The 17,378-nt window shown below is 59.8% G+C and carries 14 protein-coding genes and 2 pseudogenes; 13 read left to right on the forward strand and 3 right to left on the reverse strand.

What is annotated here, in order from left to right:
* Positions 1–103: 103 nt before the first annotated feature.
* Entirely contained in the window at positions 104–262 is a 159-nt protein-coding gene (locus AYM40_RS42030; RefSeq protein ID WP_181448445.1) for a hypothetical protein, read from the reverse strand.
* 209 nt (positions 263–471) lie between these two features.
* Between AYM40_RS42030 and AYM40_RS32625 the strand changes: the two genes are divergently transcribed.
* From AYM40_RS32625 to AYM40_RS32645, 5 genes and pseudogenes are all read left to right on the forward strand, one after another.
* The gene (locus AYM40_RS32625; RefSeq protein ID WP_082855427.1) at positions 472–2,862 is read left to right on the forward strand and encodes a DUF6531 domain-containing protein; all 2,391 of its coding nucleotides are present in this window, start codon (positions 472–474) and stop codon (positions 2,860–2,862) included.
* 1 nt (position 2,863) lies between these two features.
* On the forward strand, positions 2,864–3,235 hold the full coding sequence (locus tag AYM40_RS32630) for a DUF6984 family protein (RefSeq protein ID WP_063500105.1): 372 nt from the start codon (positions 2,864–2,866) through the stop codon (positions 3,233–3,235).
* A 289-nt stretch (positions 3,236–3,524) separates the two neighbouring features.
* Positions 3,525–3,785: pseudogene (locus tag AYM40_RS32635) on the forward strand (transposase); the annotation flags it as partial.
* A gap of 231 nt (positions 3,786–4,016) precedes the next feature.
* Positions 4,017–5,372: an IS110 family transposase gene (locus tag AYM40_RS32640; protein WP_063495238.1), complete on the forward strand. Its 1,356-nt coding sequence runs from the start codon at positions 4,017–4,019 to the stop codon at positions 5,370–5,372.
* 15 nt (positions 5,373–5,387) lie between these two features.
* Positions 5,388–6,311 (forward strand): annotated as a pseudogene (locus tag AYM40_RS32645) (IS3 family transposase); the annotation flags it as partial.
* 270 nt (positions 6,312–6,581) lie between these two features.
* Here AYM40_RS32645 and AYM40_RS32650 read toward each other — a convergent pair.
* Positions 6,582–7,475: a LysR substrate-binding domain-containing protein gene (locus tag AYM40_RS32650; protein ID WP_063500106.1), complete on the reverse strand. Its 894-nt coding sequence runs from the start codon at positions 7,473–7,475 to the stop codon at positions 6,582–6,584.
* Positions 7,476–7,629: 154 nt separating this feature from the next.
* Between AYM40_RS32650 and AYM40_RS32655 the strand changes: the two genes are divergently transcribed.
* From AYM40_RS32655 to AYM40_RS32665, 3 genes are all read left to right on the forward strand, one after another.
* Positions 7,630–8,934: an NAD(P)/FAD-dependent oxidoreductase gene (locus AYM40_RS32655; RefSeq protein WP_063500107.1), complete on the forward strand. Its 1,305-nt coding sequence runs from the start codon at positions 7,630–7,632 to the stop codon at positions 8,932–8,934.
* Positions 8,935–8,999: 65 nt separating this feature from the next.
* On the forward strand, positions 9,000–10,130 hold the full coding sequence (locus AYM40_RS32660) for a polyamine ABC transporter substrate-binding protein (RefSeq protein ID WP_063500108.1): 1,131 nt from the start codon (positions 9,000–9,002) through the stop codon (positions 10,128–10,130).
* A gap of 67 nt (positions 10,131–10,197) precedes the next feature.
* The gene (locus tag AYM40_RS32665) at positions 10,198–11,382 is read left to right on the forward strand and encodes an SGNH/GDSL hydrolase family protein (RefSeq protein WP_236721017.1); all 1,185 of its coding nucleotides are present in this window, start codon (positions 10,198–10,200) and stop codon (positions 11,380–11,382) included.
* Positions 11,383–11,495: 113 nt separating this feature from the next.
* Here the strand turns inward: AYM40_RS32665 and AYM40_RS32670 are convergent, their stop codons facing one another.
* Entirely contained in the window at positions 11,496–13,463 is a 1,968-nt protein-coding gene (locus AYM40_RS32670; RefSeq protein WP_063500110.1) for a hypothetical protein, read from the reverse strand.
* A gap of 573 nt (positions 13,464–14,036) precedes the next feature.
* Between AYM40_RS32670 and AYM40_RS32675 the strand changes: the two genes are divergently transcribed.
* From AYM40_RS32675 to AYM40_RS32695, 5 genes are all read left to right on the forward strand, one after another.
* Complete coding sequence (locus AYM40_RS32675) at positions 14,037–14,333, forward strand: hypothetical protein (protein WP_063500111.1); 297 nt, start codon at positions 14,037–14,039, stop codon at positions 14,331–14,333.
* Positions 14,334–14,378: 45 nt separating this feature from the next.
* Complete coding sequence (locus AYM40_RS32680) at positions 14,379–15,245, forward strand: DUF2092 domain-containing protein (RefSeq protein ID WP_063500112.1); 867 nt, start codon at positions 14,379–14,381, stop codon at positions 15,243–15,245.
* A gap of 11 nt (positions 15,246–15,256) precedes the next feature.
* Positions 15,257–16,042, forward strand: coding sequence for a hypothetical protein (locus AYM40_RS32685; RefSeq protein WP_063500856.1), 786 nt, complete (start codon positions 15,257–15,259; stop codon positions 16,040–16,042).
* A gap of 165 nt (positions 16,043–16,207) precedes the next feature.
* Positions 16,208–16,969 (forward strand): DUF4239 domain-containing protein, encoded by a 762-nt coding sequence (locus AYM40_RS32690; protein WP_063500113.1) that lies wholly within the window; start codon positions 16,208–16,210, stop codon positions 16,967–16,969.
* 240 nt (positions 16,970–17,209) lie between these two features.
* Positions 17,210–17,344 (forward strand): entericidin A/B family lipoprotein, encoded by a 135-nt coding sequence (locus AYM40_RS32695; RefSeq protein ID WP_063500114.1) that lies wholly within the window; start codon positions 17,210–17,212, stop codon positions 17,342–17,344.
* Positions 17,345–17,378: the final 34 nt, after the last annotated feature.

Consider the following 17,378-nt stretch of genomic DNA (forward strand, 5'->3'; position numbering starts at 1 on the left):
TTAGCGGTGTATACCGCTTTCTATTGCTTAATAAGGTCCGCCCAGGAGCGGGACATTTTTTATCCGCGGATTGCAACGCTTGCGCTTCGTCCGCGCCCGTCTCCTATTCACGCAGTTCGCGCAGTTCGCGCAGTTCAATGATGCCGGCCAGTGCGTCGAGTTCTTCCGTTGCGCCCGCTTCAATCTGCAAATCGTTGATGGTGTCGCGGTCAACGATGGCGCGTACCGGATGTTCCCCTTCGTTGTAGATCGTACCTTTCATGGTTTGCGCCTCCTCTGGATGCCCGCACGGCGGGCGTTGTTGACGCACAGATTAGCGCCGGTCCTGCTTTAACGCTGCCAGTTTCAGCCGGTCTGTAAAGATGTGTCGCGCGACGGCGCTTTTCAGAAGTGTCCCATTTTGACGCCCAACTCCCCGATGCAGTGTCGTTTATTACGCATTTCTAACGACACGTTACAAACGGGAGATATATGAGAATAAACAAACCGTCTTGCGGGCCAGCAGGCAACCTGGCCCGTGTACTGGCCGCATTCATGCTGCTACTGTCGGCGTTCGGCGCGCGAGCTGACTACACGTCCGACTGCACCAGCCGCTACGCACAATCCGGCGCAATACGAGGCACGAAATGGTGTGCCCTCGACGCGGCGAGCAATTCTCCAGGTGGGCCGGGTGGCTATGCATGCCTGAACGACATCGATCTCATCAAGAAGTGGTGCGCAGGCGAAACCGATCCGCAGCCTGAAAAGTCCTGTCCGGTTGCCGATCCTGTTTATCCGGGCAGCGGTGCCGTCACGCTCGGCAGCACGGATTTCGTCAGCGGCGACGACATGCCGATGGTGTTCTCCCGCACCTACCGCTCAGCTTCGCTCGGCGCTGCCGGCAATGCGATGGGCCCCGTCTGGTTCCACAACTGGCAGCGTCAACTGAACCTCGCGAGCGCAAACAACGGCGGCTCATCCAAGGTGGTCGCCTTCCGCGAAAACGGTGAACCGGTCACCTTCAACTGGTCGGGCGGCTACTGGCGCACGGGGGCATTCACCGGCTTCACGTTGGCACAGAACGGCCCGGACTGGCTTCTGACCGACCAGCTTGCCGGCACTGCCGAAACGTACTCCTCCAAAGGCGTTCTGCTTTCGGAGCGCACAAAAAATGGCTTCACGCGAACCCTGAACTATGACGGTTCGGGACGCCTCAACACGATTGCGCAGCACGGTGACGATGCGCTGGTGAAGTTCGATCTGACGCTCCGCCTCGATTACGACAGCAAGGGCCGCATCTACAGGCTGACCGATCCGACAGGTGGCATCACCCAGTATGCGTACGACGCGAACAATAACCTCGTCTCCGTTAACTGGCCCGATGGCAACGTCCGCCGCTACGTGTACGACGACAACCGGTTCGCCAATGCGCTCACAGGTGAGATTGACGAAACCGGCACGCGCATCGCTACGTGGACCTATAACGCGGATGGCAAGGCCACTGCGGTCAGTCACCCGGACACGACGCGCAACGTGCAGTTCGCCTATAGCAGTGGCTCGACTGCTGTTACCGACAGCCGGGGCACAACGACGCTGGGCTTCTCGTCGATAGGCGGCATGCTCCGGCCTACCGCAAGCAGCTCAGCATCGGCGACAACTTCCACGACGTGGACCACCTCGGGCAACGTGCTCAGGGAGACGACAGCGAGCGGCGGTACTGCCGACTACAGCTACGACGATGCAGGCCGGCCTGTCCGCTGGACCACGCAGAACCCGGCCACCGGCACGCGGATCGTGTCGACACGCTATGCCGACGCGACAGGTATGCGGCCTTACATGATCGCGTCGCCCGGCAAGCTGCGCACGTTCGTCTACGACGATCGCGGCAACATTACCGGCTACAGCGAACGCAAGACCAGCGACCCGACCGGCGCGAGCGCCTTCGACGCGGCGTGGGATGGCGAGCAGCAGCGCACCACCGGCGTCCGCTACGACGCACTGAATCGCGTGACCGGCGCGCGCGTCTACGTCAACAACCAGCTTACCGAGGACTGGGTCTATTTCTACGACACCACCGGCAATCTGGAGACTGCACAGAACCTCAGGTCGCCGTGGCTTCGCGGTAACGTCGGACGGGACGCGGCGCATCGCGTGACGAGGCAGTCCAGCAACGGTTTTACCGCTGGAATTACTTATGACCAGCGCGGCAGGATAGCGCGATTCAGATACGACGAAACAGCCGCGCCGACAAACGGCCGCGTGGCACGCGTTCTTGCCGTGGACTATGGGTATGCGTCGGACGGTCAACTGGCCTCACGCAGCGGCACGGTGGCAACAAACGGCGGCGCGCCCGTTTCGATCGGCAGCGATGAGATTGACCAGTGGCTCGATAACTACGAGGCCGGTATCGATCCGGTTGGGCCACCTCCGGGTACGCTTGGATGGGCTCGCGCACTGCTTCGGGCATCGTCCGAGCCAGGGCTCATACCGATCTGCATCGAGTGCATGTTCAATCCCGCGCTCAGTTGGGGTTGGCAGATGTCGTCAGACAATGACGACCCGTTCGGTATTATCGGTATCGCTGGCACACTTCGCGGCGCGGTCAATGGAATCGCCAATCTCTGCAAGCCGACCGGTGCTAACAGCTTAGAAGGTATTGCTTTCAAGAGAGATCATTACATCAATCGCGCGAAGGCCGATAATTTAGACTTGGACAAGGCCGAAGGCATCATCGCTGATGAGTTACGCCGGATTCGCTCTGACATGGTCCCCGGGCAGCATCAAATCGGACGCACCGAAGTTGACGGGCAACCTGTCCAATGGAGAGCGTATATGTTGCCGAACGGCGATATTAACGTTGGAACAATTTTTGTGATCAAGTGACATGGACCGTGAACTAACCGATTGTGAGAAGTCGTTTATTCGTGAGGTCGCAGCACGACTCGATCCCGAGGACGGAGCGAGGCTCACGCACGACTTGGCAAACGCTCACGCCGAGCCAATGCTGGATGACGGTTCGCTAATTCTCTTCCATATTGACGGCTACCAGCGCCCCCAAGAGCGGGGACAACATACGTACCCGTATGAAGGGACACTGAAAGACGCGGACGGTGCGGTAGTCGATGTCCTCCTCCTTGCTGACCCGGCTGATCGTCTGTTTCAGCTGGAGTTCTTGCGTTGGGGCGATGGCCCGTTGAAAAAGCCGGACTGGACGACGCTAAAGATTGTGCATATCAGCGACAGGGGCAAATTCTGACCGGTTGCCAGAATCGTTGCCCCCGGACGGCACGGGCGCGAGTTAAACCAGAAGCGGTGAATGGATCGGCTTTAGAGGAAAAAAGTGACGGCCAAGTTGGCCCTTGAAGACATCGATGACGCTCGCGTTCGTCGCCCGTACTTTTTTGTTTTTTTGCTGGAGGATGACGAGACATATTGGGTTGGCCAGTTCTCTCCATTCATGCGGATAGTGATTACCGAAAATGTGAGCTTGCCCCCGAAAAACGAATCCCTTGCTGAGCAGGTAAACTCAAGCAAGGAGAAGAACGATGACAGGCAAGGCAAAGCGGGCACAGTACACGCTCGAATTCAAGCTGGAAGCCGTGCGACTGGTCAAGGCCGGACAAAGCATGGCGGCCGTGGCGGCGACACTGGGTGTTGTTGAACAGACGCTGTACAACTGGATAAAGGCTGAGCGGGAAGGCAGGCTGGCGGGCGCTGGCACGAAGCCTGTGAGCCCAGAACAGATGGAACTGGCGCGGCTGCGTGCGGAAGTGGCTCGCCTGAAGATGGAGCGGGATATTTTAAAAAACCGCCCTACGCGCTTGCGCGCGCCCCTCATGAGTAGAAACTCCCGGGGAGTACACTCGATGCACGCAGAGACAGTGGCCGTAAGCTTCTTGGAGGTATGAACCCCGTCAAAAAACCTGGCCCAGGGGAAGCTGCGGACTCATCTGTGGCGGCGTCTTCGGGCGACCCCGTTTAGGAAATTGATCTATTCCGAGTCCCCGTCCTGCGCCTGATTATCCAGGAGGTGGGTGATGCCAAAAGACCGAACACGATCCAAGCCCTCAGGGTTGCCGATCATTCATCCGTTTGCAGCCGGTATTGATATCGGTTCACGGTTCCATGTTGTCGCCGTGAGTCCAGATCTGTGCGACGAGCCGGTGCAGACATTCCAGGCATTTACGAGCGATTTGCAACGCATGGCGGACTGGCTCGTCGCGACCGGCACAAAGACGGTTGTGATGGAATCGACCGGCGTGTACTGGGTCGCCGCCTACGAGGTGCTGGAGTCCCGGGGCCTTGAAGTCGTTCTTGCCAATGCACGCGAGGCGCGCGCAGTCCCTGGAAGAAAGAGTGATGTCAACGACGCACAATGGCTGCAGCGACTGCACGCGTGTGGGCTACTACGGGCAAGTTTCCGGCCTGGGCGCGACATCGCGGAATTACGCGCATACCTGCGTTGCCGCGAAAGGCATACTGACTATGCCGCCGCGCATATCCAGCACATGCAGAAAGCGCTGACCTTCATGAATATCCAGTTGCACCACGTGATCACGGATATCACGGGCGTCACTGGAATGCGGATCGTCCGCGCGATCGTCGCCGGCGAACGCGATCCAGACCGGCTGGCGGCGATGCGCGACGTCCGCTGCAAGGAAAGCCTTGAGACCATTCGTAGTGCACTGGTGGGCAACTACCAGCCCGAGCACGTATTCGCCTTGAAGCAGGCGCTTGCGCTGTATGACTTTTACCAGCGGTGTATCGACGAGTGCGATGTTGAGATCGAACGCGCTGTCGCGATTCTCAATATCGCTCACCCGATTCCGGATGCGCCGTTGCCGAAGGCGAAGCATCGCAGCAAGCTGCCCAGCGATCCCAACTTTGATGTGCGCACGGCCATGTACCAACTGGCGGGGACCGACCTGACGCAAATTCACGGCATCGGCCCATTCCTTGCACTGCGCCTGATTGGCGAATGTGGAACGGACTTGAGCCGATGGCCAACCGCCAAACATTTCACTTCATGGCTCACGCTTTCGCCCGGCTGCAAGATCAGCGGTGGCAAGGTGCTGTCATCGCACACGCGCAAAACAAGCAGTCGCATCACAGTCGCCCTGAGGCTTGCGGCGGTGACCGTTGGAAGAAGCAATACCGCGCTTGGTGCATTCTACCGGCGCCTCGCCGGGCGCATCGGCAACGCCAAGGCCGTGACCGCGACGGCGCGCAAGATCGCTGTCCTGTTTTATAACGCGATGCGCTATGGCATGGACTATCGCGACCCGGGTGCGGATCATTACGAGCAGCAGTACAGGGACCGCGTCATCAAACAGCTTCATCGCCGCGCGGCGCAATTTGGGTATTCACTGCAACCTCAGGACTCGCCAGCGTGAAGGTGTGTTTCTTAGGAAAGCCGCAGCGTACTTCGCGAAGGAGTCGATGTGAAGTGCGCGTTCATTGACCGGAATCGACACCACTGGCCAGTTTCAGTACTGTGTGAAGCGCTCGAAGTCAGCCCCAGCGGATATCATCAGCGCCAGCAACGCAGCGCCAAGGACAAGCCGCAAAGAGGCTACATGAGCAACGATGCCCTGCTCGCGCACATCAAGGCGATTCACGCGCAGGTCAAGGGCGAATACGGCTGGCCGCGCATGTGGAAGGAACTGCTCGCGCGCGGCGTGCGCGTGGGCAAGGAGCGGGTTCGCAAGCTGATGGCGCAGCATGGCATTCGTGCACGGCACAAGCGCAAGTACATCGCGACGACGAACTCGAATCACAACCTGCCGGTTGCACCGAATCTACTGGGGCGCGACTTCACGGCGTCGGCGCCGAATCAGGTCTGGACGAGCGATATTACCTATCTGGCGACAGCCGAAGGCTGGGTGTACCTCGCGGTCATCATCGACATGTTCAGCCGGCAGGTGGTGGGCTGGTCGATGCAGCCGCACATGAAAGCGGAGTTGGTCACAGACGCGCTACGCATGGCGTGGTTCCGGCGTCGCCCCGAGGCTGGTGTAATCGTGCATAGCGACCGGGGCAGCCAGTATTGCGGCGGCCTGTTCCAGGACACGCTGAAGGCCTACGGCATGCGCTCGTCGATGAGCCGACGCGGCGATTGCTGGGACAACGCGCCGACGGAAAGCCTGTGGGGTTCGCTGAAGGTAGCTCGTATGCATGGACGACACTTCACCACGCGGCGTGCTGCAATGGATGAGGTGATTGACTGGCTGAGCTTTTACAATGCACGCCGGTTGCACTCGACACTCGACTACGTCAGTCCCATGACATTCGAGAAAAACTGGTTCGCGGCTCAGCAGGGACGAGCCGCATAATTCCCTCGGTTATGGGATTCGCGGAACGGGGGCAAGGTCACACATACTCGAAACTGCTCGCGACTTTCTCCCAGAAGCGCTAGCAAGCGGTGACTAACAGCTACAAAAGGCGTGAGCAATCGCGCCTTTTCTATTGCTGCAGCTTACTCGTCGTGGCGCGAACCCCGTGGGGCAACCAGCAATCGGCCTGAATGGGTTCGGTCTCTGCTGAGCGCGTTGCAGGAATCCGGCTTGGTGCCAAGCTGCATCGAGTGCATGTTCAATCCCGCGCTAGCGTTCGGCATGCTCCTGCTGAGCGAGCCACTGCAAAATGCGTTGCCTGGCCGGATGCAGGGCGCCCGCTGTCTGCAGCCAAAGCACATAGACCCCCTTGGTCTTCAAAGGCGTGCCGAAAGGGATAACCAGATCGCCGCGATTGATTGATTCCTGCGCCAGGGTCAGGTCCGTCATCGCGACGCCCAGCCCGCGAGCGGCGGCATTCATCGCCAGCTCATCCAGATTGAACGTAATGTGCTTATAGTGCCTGGCAGCCGATCCGCCGTGGGCCTTCAACCACGTGGCCCACTCGTGCTGGCCGGTGGAACCGTGAATGAGGGTGTACTGCGACAACTCTTCCAAAGACGTCGGCAGCGGCTTGTCGTTGACAGCATCAGGCGCACACACCGGCACCAGGATCTCATCGAACAGCGTGATGAAGGCCGGGTCATCCGGCGGTTCGGGTAGGTAAAGGATATAGGCGTCGCAGTTACCGGAGGGATCGACCAGCTCCGTCGCGACGGTCTCGATCGATAGCGAGAGATCGGGATGCTGGGCATAAAACCCAGTCAGCCGCGGCAATAGCCAACGGACCGCCAGAGACACGAAGATGCGGATGCGAAACGGCCTGTCCCGTGGCGATATCCGTTCATCGAGCATCTGAAGTTCCTTGAGGATCTTTCGCGCCACCTCCAGCACCGCTTCGCCGTGCTCGGTCAGTTGCACGCTGCGGCTGTTGCGAGCGAACAGCGGCACACCGTAGTGACTTTCCAGTTGCTGAATCTTCCTGCTCACCGCGCTCTGGGTCAGATGCAACTTTTCCGCCGCTTCGGTGAAATTGTCCGACTCTGCAACGAGCGCTAGTGCCTGAAGGGCCCCGACAGACGGTGGCCGATAGAGCTTATCCATGCGTTTTCTGAATGCTCCAATGAATTTATAGCGCTGGATAACGCATCCAGGTCCCAATATATTGACACTTAAGCCAAGGCGGTGTCGGTCTAGCATGCTAATTATTCATACTTTGGACCGCTTTGGTTATCCGTAATACTGAGGGGACACGATTGTGGTCAAAAATATCTGTGGCTGGATCGCTCAAGCCGGCGTCTCACCGCCCGCAGCGACCCTGAAGGGCGCGCAGAAAGCGGATTGGCTGGTGATCGGGGGAGGCTTCACGGGCTTGTCGGCAGCGCATACGCTCGCCGAACTGCATCCGCAGTCGCGCATCATCGTGGTCGATCGGCAGCGCGCCGCACAAGGCGCTTCGGCACGAAACTCGGGTTTCGTGGTTGCCTACGAGCGGCCGTCGCCCGATGAGCTCATCGGGCGGCAACGGAATGCCGATTACCACGTCGCGAGCACCATTGGCAAAGCCGCCAGCGACGAGGTTCGCCGGCGTGTGGCGAGCTTCGGCATCGAGTGCGATCTGAGCGATGCCGGTTATCTCTTCGCTGCCCACGACCCGGCCAAACTTGCGGAGGCGGACCGTCAGGTGCAAACCCTGCGCGAAGCAGGTGCGGCCGCCGAACTGCTGGAAGGCGAGGCGTTGTCGCAACGACTGGGCTCACCGTTCTACCGGGCGGGCATATGGTGCCGGGGCGGGAACGGGCTATTGCAGCCGGCCAAGTATGCGAAGGGGCTGCTGGACGCGTTGCCCGCGAATGTTTCGGTCTACGAAAATACCGACATTACCGGTCTCGAGCATTTGAGCCGCGGCGGTATTCGCGCGCAGTCCACCAATGGTCACATCGAGGCGGGCCAGGTGATTGCATGTGTCGGCGCATTCTTACCCAGGATAGGGCTGGCGGACAGTAAGGTCTTCCCCCTTGAGCTCAGTGCGTCGCTTAGCCGGCCGTTGAGCGACAACGAGTATGCCTGCCTGGGGCGTGCGGCGCCCTGGGGCGTACTTTCGACTCGTCCTGCCGGCGCCACGTTACGCCTGACACCGGACAGGCGGCTACTGATCCGCAACACCGTGGAATATCGCCAGCGCGACCTGACCGGCCATTCCCTGGTGGCACGCCGGGCCAAACACGTGCACGGATTGCAACGCCGATTCCCCTGGATCACGGACGCGCATCTGCAATTTACCTGGACTGGCCACCTGAGCGCTACGCGATCAGGTGAGCCACGCTTCGGAAAACTGGCGGAAGGCGTTTATTCCGCCGCCGGATGCAACGGCTCCGGGGTAGCGCGCGGCACGCTGTGGGGGCGACTGCTGGCCGAAATGGCGTCGGGAGGCCAGTCAGCGCTGCTGACTTCAGTCCTCGACAACGCGAAACCCGGCTGGCTTCCACCTCGGCCATTCTTCGACATCGGCGCCTCGATACGACTGCGATATGAAGCGCTTCAGGCAAGAACCGAGTCCTGAGAGCGACATGCTTTATCCGCAAAATCACCGAGATCTTCGCAACGTCACCTCGCAAGGAAAATATCATGCGTGCTTGTCATCCTGTCATTCGTCTGCGCCGCGCGGCCATCGCCGGCGCCTGTATCGCGGCGACTCTCTCTGCATGGACAGCGCCCGCCGCCCATGCCGCGGACGCCGAACTGAACGTGTACAACTGGTCGGACTACATCGCGAAGGATACGATTCCGACCTTCGAGAAACAGACCGGCATTCACGTGCGCTACGACAACTACGACAGCAATGACACGCTGCAGGCCAAGCTGCTGGCGGGCAGTTCTGGCTACGATATCGTGGTGCCGACGTCGAACTACATGGCCAAGCAGATTCAGGCCGGCGTGTATCAGAAGCTCGACAAGTCGCAACTGCCGAACCTGAAGAATCTCAGCCCTGTGCTGATGCAGATGGTCGCAGGCGCCGACCCCGGCAATCGGTACGGTGTGCCCTGGGCGTTCGCTGTCACTGGCATCGGTTACAACGTGCAGGCAGTGCAGAAGGCGCTCGGTTCGAACGCGCCGGTCGACAGCTGGGCGCTGGTGTTCGATCCGGCTAACCTCTCCAGGCTCAAGGGTTGTGGCGTTTCATTCCTCGATGAGTCGGTCGACGTGTTTGCCGCGGCGCTGCAGTACCTGCACAAGGATCCCAACAGCACCAACCCGGCGGATTACCAGGCCGCGTTCGAACTGCTGAAGAAGGTGCGCCCGTACATCACCGAGTTCAACTCGTCCGGCTACATCAACGACCTGGCGAACAAGGACATCTGCGTGGCGATCGGTTTTGCCGGCGACGTCGGCATAGCGCGCCGACGCAGCGCCGAAGCCAAACATGCGTACGACATCAGGTTCTCGAACGCAAAGGAAGGCGGCCTGCTGGCGTTCGACGTAATGGCGATCCCGAAAGACGCGCCGCACCCGGAAGCGGCGCTTAGGTGGATCAACTACATCGAGGACCCGAAGGTTAACGCGGCGATTACCAATGAAGTCTTCTACCCGACGGCGAACCACGCAGCCCGCCAGTTCGTTACGCCTGCTGTCGCACAGGACCCGACGGTGTACCCGCCGGACGACGTACTCAAGAAGATGACGCTGATGAAGCCGACGTCGGTTGAAATCGTGCGCCTTGAAAACCGCTTGTGGTCGCAACTGAAAACCCTTCACTGATCCGGTGAAACCGACGGAGCAGGATTTGCACGAGTCCTGCTCCGATACCGGCGGGTCCGCTTTGCATTTGCGCACCGAGCAGACCATACTGGCGAGAACCTTGGGCACCACATCGCGAACAATAATAGTGCTTACCGCGCAACAAGGTTATTCTTCGATACACCACACTACCCCGGAGTGCCCCATGCAGACAGTCCGTCGTTTCGCGTTCGTTGCGTTGACATGCAGTGTCATTGGTTTGTCCCATTCATCGAACGCATCGGCTGGCTCTGCCGATCCGCAGCGAAACTTCATGCAGGTCGTCTCGTTCGGGGACAGTCTTTCGGACGTTGGCACCTACGCGTACGCCCGACAATTCGGCGGCGGCACCTACACCACTAATCCGGGCGCTATCTCCGTACAGCTTATCGCGGAACATTATGGATCCGGCCTCACGCCCGCGTTGACGGGCGGCTTCGGGCAACCGAGCGTCGTTCATCCGGAAGGATTGGGCTACGCTCAAGGGGGCGCCCGAGTCGCCGGGCCGCCGAACCCCGGCGACGCAACGGGCGACACCGGCGAGTTGCAAACTCCATTGACCTCACAGGTGGCCGCCTACCTTCAGTCGCATACACGCTTCACCGGCCAGCAACTCGTGCTGATGCAAGGCGGGGCCAATGACGTTCAGGACGCCTATACCGCATGGGCGGGAATGGTTGCGAACGGCGGCGATCCGGGCGCTTCTTTGCAGGCAGTGCTCCCTTCGCTGAGACAGGCAGCGCAACAATTTGCGAGCTTGGTGCACAATGCGCACCAGAACGGTGCCACACATATCGTTGTACAAAACGTCCCGGACATCAGCAAGGCGCCGATCGCGAACCTTCTCGAGCAGCAACTGCCAGGCTCCGCAAAAGTGCTTCGGCGTCTGGCGCAGGTATTCAACACCGCGCTGGATGACGCGCTCCCTGCATCGCCGGCCGTGCTGCGGATCGACGCGTTCACGTTCATTGACGAGGTATCGGAGAACTATCGCCAACTTGGTTTTCGCTTCGACGGCAGCGTCGGCACCAACGTAGCATGCGCGCCGGCGAACCTGCCCCCGGCATTTCAAGCCGATGACACCAGCGCGCTCTTCTGCTCGCGCTCGACGTATGTCTCCCCTCATGCTGACGATATCTACATGTTTGCCGACGCTTATCATCCGACCACTCACCTGCAAAAGCTCATAGCGGACTACGTCGTGGTCCAGATCGACACGTGGTTGCACGAATAGCGCATCGCCCTGGCGCTTCGTTGCCCCGAACTGCAGGCGGTCTGAGATGAATCTATGGTGTTCGGCGAATTCAGTAAGCGTGACCGTCCGCTACCGATAGGGATTTTGGCCATTTAGTGGAAAGGCGAAACCAGCAGTGTCTGGACGGACCCGGCGGTTGCGCCGGGAGTCCAACGATAGACAACGATGCTGGAGCCGTTGTAGTCGTCTTTCGTGACCACGTACTCCCCGGTCGAACGAAGGTACGATCTAAGGCCGTACATCGAATCTACGTCATTGCCGACATACACGGTATTGGGACTGCTGTTGGTCAGCGTGATGTCCAGACTGCCTGTGGTGAGATTGAAGGCGTCGATGTTGGGCACGGTGTGTACGTATCCAACGAAGAGATAGTTGCCTGCTGCCGTGATCGACTTGGGATTGGCGCTGGTGATGTTGATCACTGGATTGGGAGCGGTGGTGTTGCCTGCGAGCCAGCCGTGATACACCTCGACCCTCGTTCCGATCGACGTCCAATCTGTACTCCCAACAATTCCTTGTGCCAGGATCATGGTATCGCGATCAGGCAGGTAAATGATTCGCGTCAATGGCGTAATAGTGCCTGGAATGGGCGTTGAAATTCCAACTCCCCATGTCGGCTTGCCGTTGGCATCAAACCCGGTCAGCGGATAGTGCCAAATGGCATTCGTCTTGTCCAAACCGGCCCAGACGTCCCCTTTTCCGTCAAGGCAGAATCCATCGCGGATCCTTGCTGTCGTATTAAACGCCGTACCCGGAATCGTGGCGTCCGGTATTGCAATGTAGCCATTCGCGGCGTTGAAGTGGAAGAAGTAAAAGGTATCGGGATTCTGGCCGGCCGCCACAAGGATCCGGTTTGCGCCGACGGTGGCGACTTGACCGAACTGCTCACCGCGTTCCGGGTCGTTGATGTTCATTCGTGGATCGGATGGGTAGTCGATTGGATCGACGGTGTTCGCTACGAAGGTTCCTCCAGCGGAGCCAGTGTAGACGTTGTCGCCCCCATAGAAGTAGGCGCCGTCAGTACCCGGATCCGGAGCGGCGATCCCCTCGAAGTTGAGAGACTGAAGCTTCCATTGCAGGTTGCCGGAGTTGTCGTAGGCGTGAATGTCCGTGCCGCCAGTGCGACCAAGATCCCATGTTCCGCCCCACGGGTTATTAAGCACGTACAGATTGCCAAAGGAGTCCTTGCCGACGCCAGTGACGGCGGTGAAACGCTTGGCCCCGACCTGACCTTTGATCCCGGTCGTAGTGTCGAGATAGCCGCCCTGAATACCGAACGTGCTGACTAGTGACGGAACACCAACCAGGCTATAGACCTTGATGTTCATGTCAGGACCTTCGTCACCCACCATCATGTTAGCGGTAGTTGGGTCGAAGTATAGGGCCGACGGTCTTGAGCCGACTGGCATCTGAATCTTCGGCAGCGGCGTTCCGTTCGGACGGAATCCAAGCACCCTGTTTGCGCGCTTCTCCGCAATCCAGATGTTGCCTGCCCCGTCGATGGCGAGCGCCCCGGGGCTTGGGACTGCAATATCCCGTTGCCAGACCCCGTCAGTAGTGAAGACGCGGACCCGATTACCTGGAAAGTCGCTGGCGTAGACGAGCGTTCCCGCCGTTGCCAGACCCGTAACGACATCGGCATGCCGTTCGGTGGTATCCGCGCTGACCGGGATGAGCAGGTCACGGGCATGTGTAGTTCGATCATATCTCCCGACACTACCGCTGCCGAAGGCTGCGTTGAACTGAAGCGCAACGAAGAGATCAGTCGAGTTGCCTGTGATCGCACTGCCCTGAAAATCGCTATGAGCGCCGATCGAACCGATGCTTTGCCCATTCTGGTATATCGCAACGCCACCTTCGTTTTCATCCCACAGGGACGATGTGTAGATGACTCCTTCAGGCGCAATCCACATGGAACGGGCGGCGCTGCCTACATGAGTTGCGTTAGTCCCAAACGTATTCGCTATCCAGTCAGTCGTGTACTGCGCCTGACATTCTGGCGCAATCGCAGCGATCAGCACTGCGGCAAGGAATGCGGCAAAGATTCGTTTCGTGAACATGAGTGATGCCCTAAAATCATTTGGCGCAGGATGGCCACCAAGGGCATGCCGAAGGTTTCAACCATCGGCCAATCCCTTGAATGGAGTCAGTGAGGATAGGTTCGACAGACGGTCCGCGCCGACTGAAATTTCTTATTGTTCTAATATCGCGCGGACCGGTGCCAGTCAGAAATTTAGGCACTTTTCAGCCGAGTTTCTGAGCATTTCAAGCGCGTGTGTGCGCTATCGCACGTGGCCATGGCTGTGAGCGGTCACTACGTCCTTGCGTACGCAAGGGAGCCTGAAGCAGCCCGCGACTGTAAAGCGCGGGCAATTTTGTCGTCGTCCACCTGAATACGGGACGAATCAATCACGCCCAGGTAACAAGCGACGATTTTATTGAGCCGATATTGGACCAAGGTCCAATATCGGCATCCCCGCTGGTGCCATACTCTATTTCACAGGCGAAAGCGGTTGATCGTGTATTCCCGCACGAGACGATCGAAAAAATCAAGAACCAGATCATCCCTGTGAAAGCGCTGATCCTGGACCTTTCCCGAGTGCCGCATTTTTTGACGAAATGAGGGCAAGCTCATGATCAAGCGTCTCCTGTGGATTGCGATGGTGCCCGCGTTGCTGCTCGCGAATGCCGCCACCGCTCAATACCCGATGATGGACATGGTCGCCGACAAACTCGTTCAAAAGTACCAGCAATCGTCTTGCGAGCAACTGTGGCAAGAGAAAGCGCAGAAACAGGGGCGACCCAAGACCGGGAGAGAGCAGGAGGCCATGCAGATGCTGCGCGACGATCCGCAGATGCGCGCCGCGTTCATCGCCAGAGTGGCCGCGCCGATCGCCAACAAGATGTTTGAATGCGGCATGATTCCATGAAGTCGTCGGGCGCACCGTGAAACCGGCTTACTTACCGAGGCCGCGATGACCTGCGAGAAATTGAAGTTTGGCATAACCTTCGTCATGCTAAGTGTGTTCCTCGCCGCCGGCGGCCACGCCCAGCAAACGCTACGCACGCCGAAAGCAACCGCCAGGCCGGCGGCGAAAGCTGCTGCGCCGGCCTTCATGCCCGGACTCGAACCACGCGCGATCGACATCCTCAAGGCGGCGAGCGCGCGCCTTGCGGCCGCGAAGACGATGACTTTTACGGCCGTCGTCTCCTATGAGAGTCCGAGCCGCCTCGGTCCGCCTCTCGTCTATTCGACGAAGTCGGAAGTGACGCTTCAGCGCCCCGACAAGCTCAGAGTGATCACCCTCGGTGACGGTCCTCCCTCGGAGTTCTACTACGACGGCAAGACGATGACAGCGTTCGCCCCGCTCGAGAATCTGATCGCCATTGCTGACGCTCCGCCGACGATCGATGCCGCACTAGAGGCAGCCTATAACCAGGGCGCCATTTATTACCCTTTTACCGACGTAATCGTCGCCGACCCCTACAAGGACATCGCCGATGGACTGAAAGTCGCCTTCTATATCGGTCAATCGAACGTCGTCGGCGATACCACAACGGACATGGTGGCGTATGTGACCGGGGATGTATTCGTGCAAATCTGGATCGGCGCGCAGGACAAGCTCCCGCGCCGCATTTACGCCGTCTACCTCAACGACCCCGCCCGTCTGCGCCACGTATTGGTGCTCTCCGATTGGCAACTCGATCCGGCTGTGCCCGCAGACGCGTTTGCGCCGGCCAGCGCAGCCGGCGCGGCCCGCATTGCGTTCGCGCGTCCAGACGCGAGCGATGCGCCGGGAATGAAGCCGCCGCCGAAGACCAGACACACCGGGACGCAATGAGGAGACGCATCGTGAAGAAAGTCGTCATCCGTCTGGTGGGTCTTCTTGTGTCGTCGCTCGCAGCCAGTTCAGCCGGCGCATGGTCGCATGCCAACTATTACGGAGGCAGCACGTCGCACGCGCCCGGCTCGGGGTCGACAACCCGCAGCAACGCATGGGGCGGCAGCGAAACGCACACCTATGGCCAGGGCACGACCGCGACCGGGCGCTACGGCGACACCGCCACGCACGCGCAAGGATCGGGACAGACGAGCGTCACTAACCAATATGGCGGCAGCGCGACCCACACCTATGGTCAGGGCACCAGCGCCACCAACGCGTATGGCGGTTCGGCGTACCACGCCGCAGGCTCGGGTTATACGAGCTACACGAGCGCCTCGGGTGCGACCGCTTACCATAGCGCTTATTACGGCGCCAGGTACCCCGCCTACCATCCTCCGGTCACGGTGAACAATTACGGATCCAGCTGCTACAACTGCGGCGGCTGGTCCACCGCGGGGGCAGCCGCAGCGGGCGTCGCAGTCGGTGTGGCGGCGGGCGCGGCCATAGCGTCGGCCAACACGAACGCAGCGGCATCGAATGCTTACAATGCGGGCTACGTCGCTGGAGCAACGGCAGCCCCGCCACCCGCCCCTGTCAGTACGACATTCGCCATGGGTGCGATCTATGCGGCACTACCGGCAGGCTGCATAAAGCCCTCGGTTCAGGGCGGCACATACTACCTGTGCGGTAATACGTGGTTCCAGCCCGCCTACGGCGCAAACGGCGTTTACTACCGCGTGGTGCCAGCGCCTTAAGGAACGTTAAGGGTTGCTTACCGTGCTCGCGTAACTCGGCCCACAGAGACAAATTGGAAGCCAGCTGGCGAAGCTGACCAATACTCGGTATGGCGGTCGTTGCAGCCGGTCGGTGTCGCGCGTCCTGATTCGGGGCGGCTCAGAGTCAAACCGCAGGGGGCAATCATGAACTCACTGGTAGTCGCCTCGATCGTATTTGTGTGCGTCTCCGGCAGCGGGATGCTCGGTTTGGCTCTTCGCACTTTTCTTCCCGACCATCATCTGAGCGAGGATTCAACAGCTATCGTGAAGCTGGGGGCGGGCCTGATGGCGACGCTCGCCGCTCTCGTCCTTGGTCTCCTCATCGCGTCGTCAAAGGTTACTTTCGACCGACTCAACGACGAGTTCACGCAGACGGCGGCTACGGTCTTCGTGATCGATCGCACCTTGGCCGATTATGGTCCGGAGGCAAAGGAAGCCCGCGAGTTCCTGCGCAGCACCTATGCCTCAGCTGTGGAGCGGTTCTATTCCGAAGGCGGCGCCGGAAAGGCCGACGTGGACGCTCCTGAAACCTTGGCGCACATGGTGCAATTTCAGCAAAAGCTTCGAGAACTGGCTCCACGAAACGACATGCAGCGCATGCTGCAATCGGAGGCCCTGGCTCGCAGCCACGACCTGGCGGAAGCGCGCTGGATACTGTTCCGACCAGGGGAAGGCGCGATCCCAACGCCATTCCTTGCGGTGCTGGTGCTTTGGCTCGGTATCCTTTTTGCCGGCTTCGGTCTGGTCAGCATCAACTACCGGACCGCCTTTGCGACGCTTTTCGTCTGTGCACTATCGGTCGCCGGCGCTATTTTCCTGATTGAGGACATCGCCCACCCGCTCGAAGGGCTGATGCAGATCTCGCGCACGCCGGCACAGATAGCACTCTCCCATCTCGGCCAATAGGCCAACGCTACCCGGCGGCGGCTTTCGGCAAACATGGGGCACCGCAGCCGTCCTCCATCTCCCGCCGTTCAGCCGGGCTTGCGAAGCGGGCATGGATTCGACCCCGCTATTGGCTGACGTCTCGCCTACAATGACACTCATACGCAGGGTCCGCGCCGGCTTGAACAGGTGCATGGCGCCCACGCGTGTTCCGGCTAGCACCCGCCTGCCGCCGCCAAAAATCCGTGAAAGGGGAACAACATGACACGACTCATCGCTCTGTTTTTGATCGCCGGCACCGCTCTCCTTGCGGGCTGCAACACCGTCGCGGGTGCGGGCGAAGACATTTCGAAGGGCGGCCAGGCCATCCATAACACGGCTGAGCAAGCCAAATAGCCGCCGCTGGCGCGACGGGCCAGCCGTTCGATAT

Origin of the sequence: Paraburkholderia phytofirmans OLGA172 (assembly GCF_001634365.1) — a bacterium.
Taxonomy (GTDB): domain Bacteria; phylum Pseudomonadota; class Gammaproteobacteria; order Burkholderiales; family Burkholderiaceae; genus Paraburkholderia.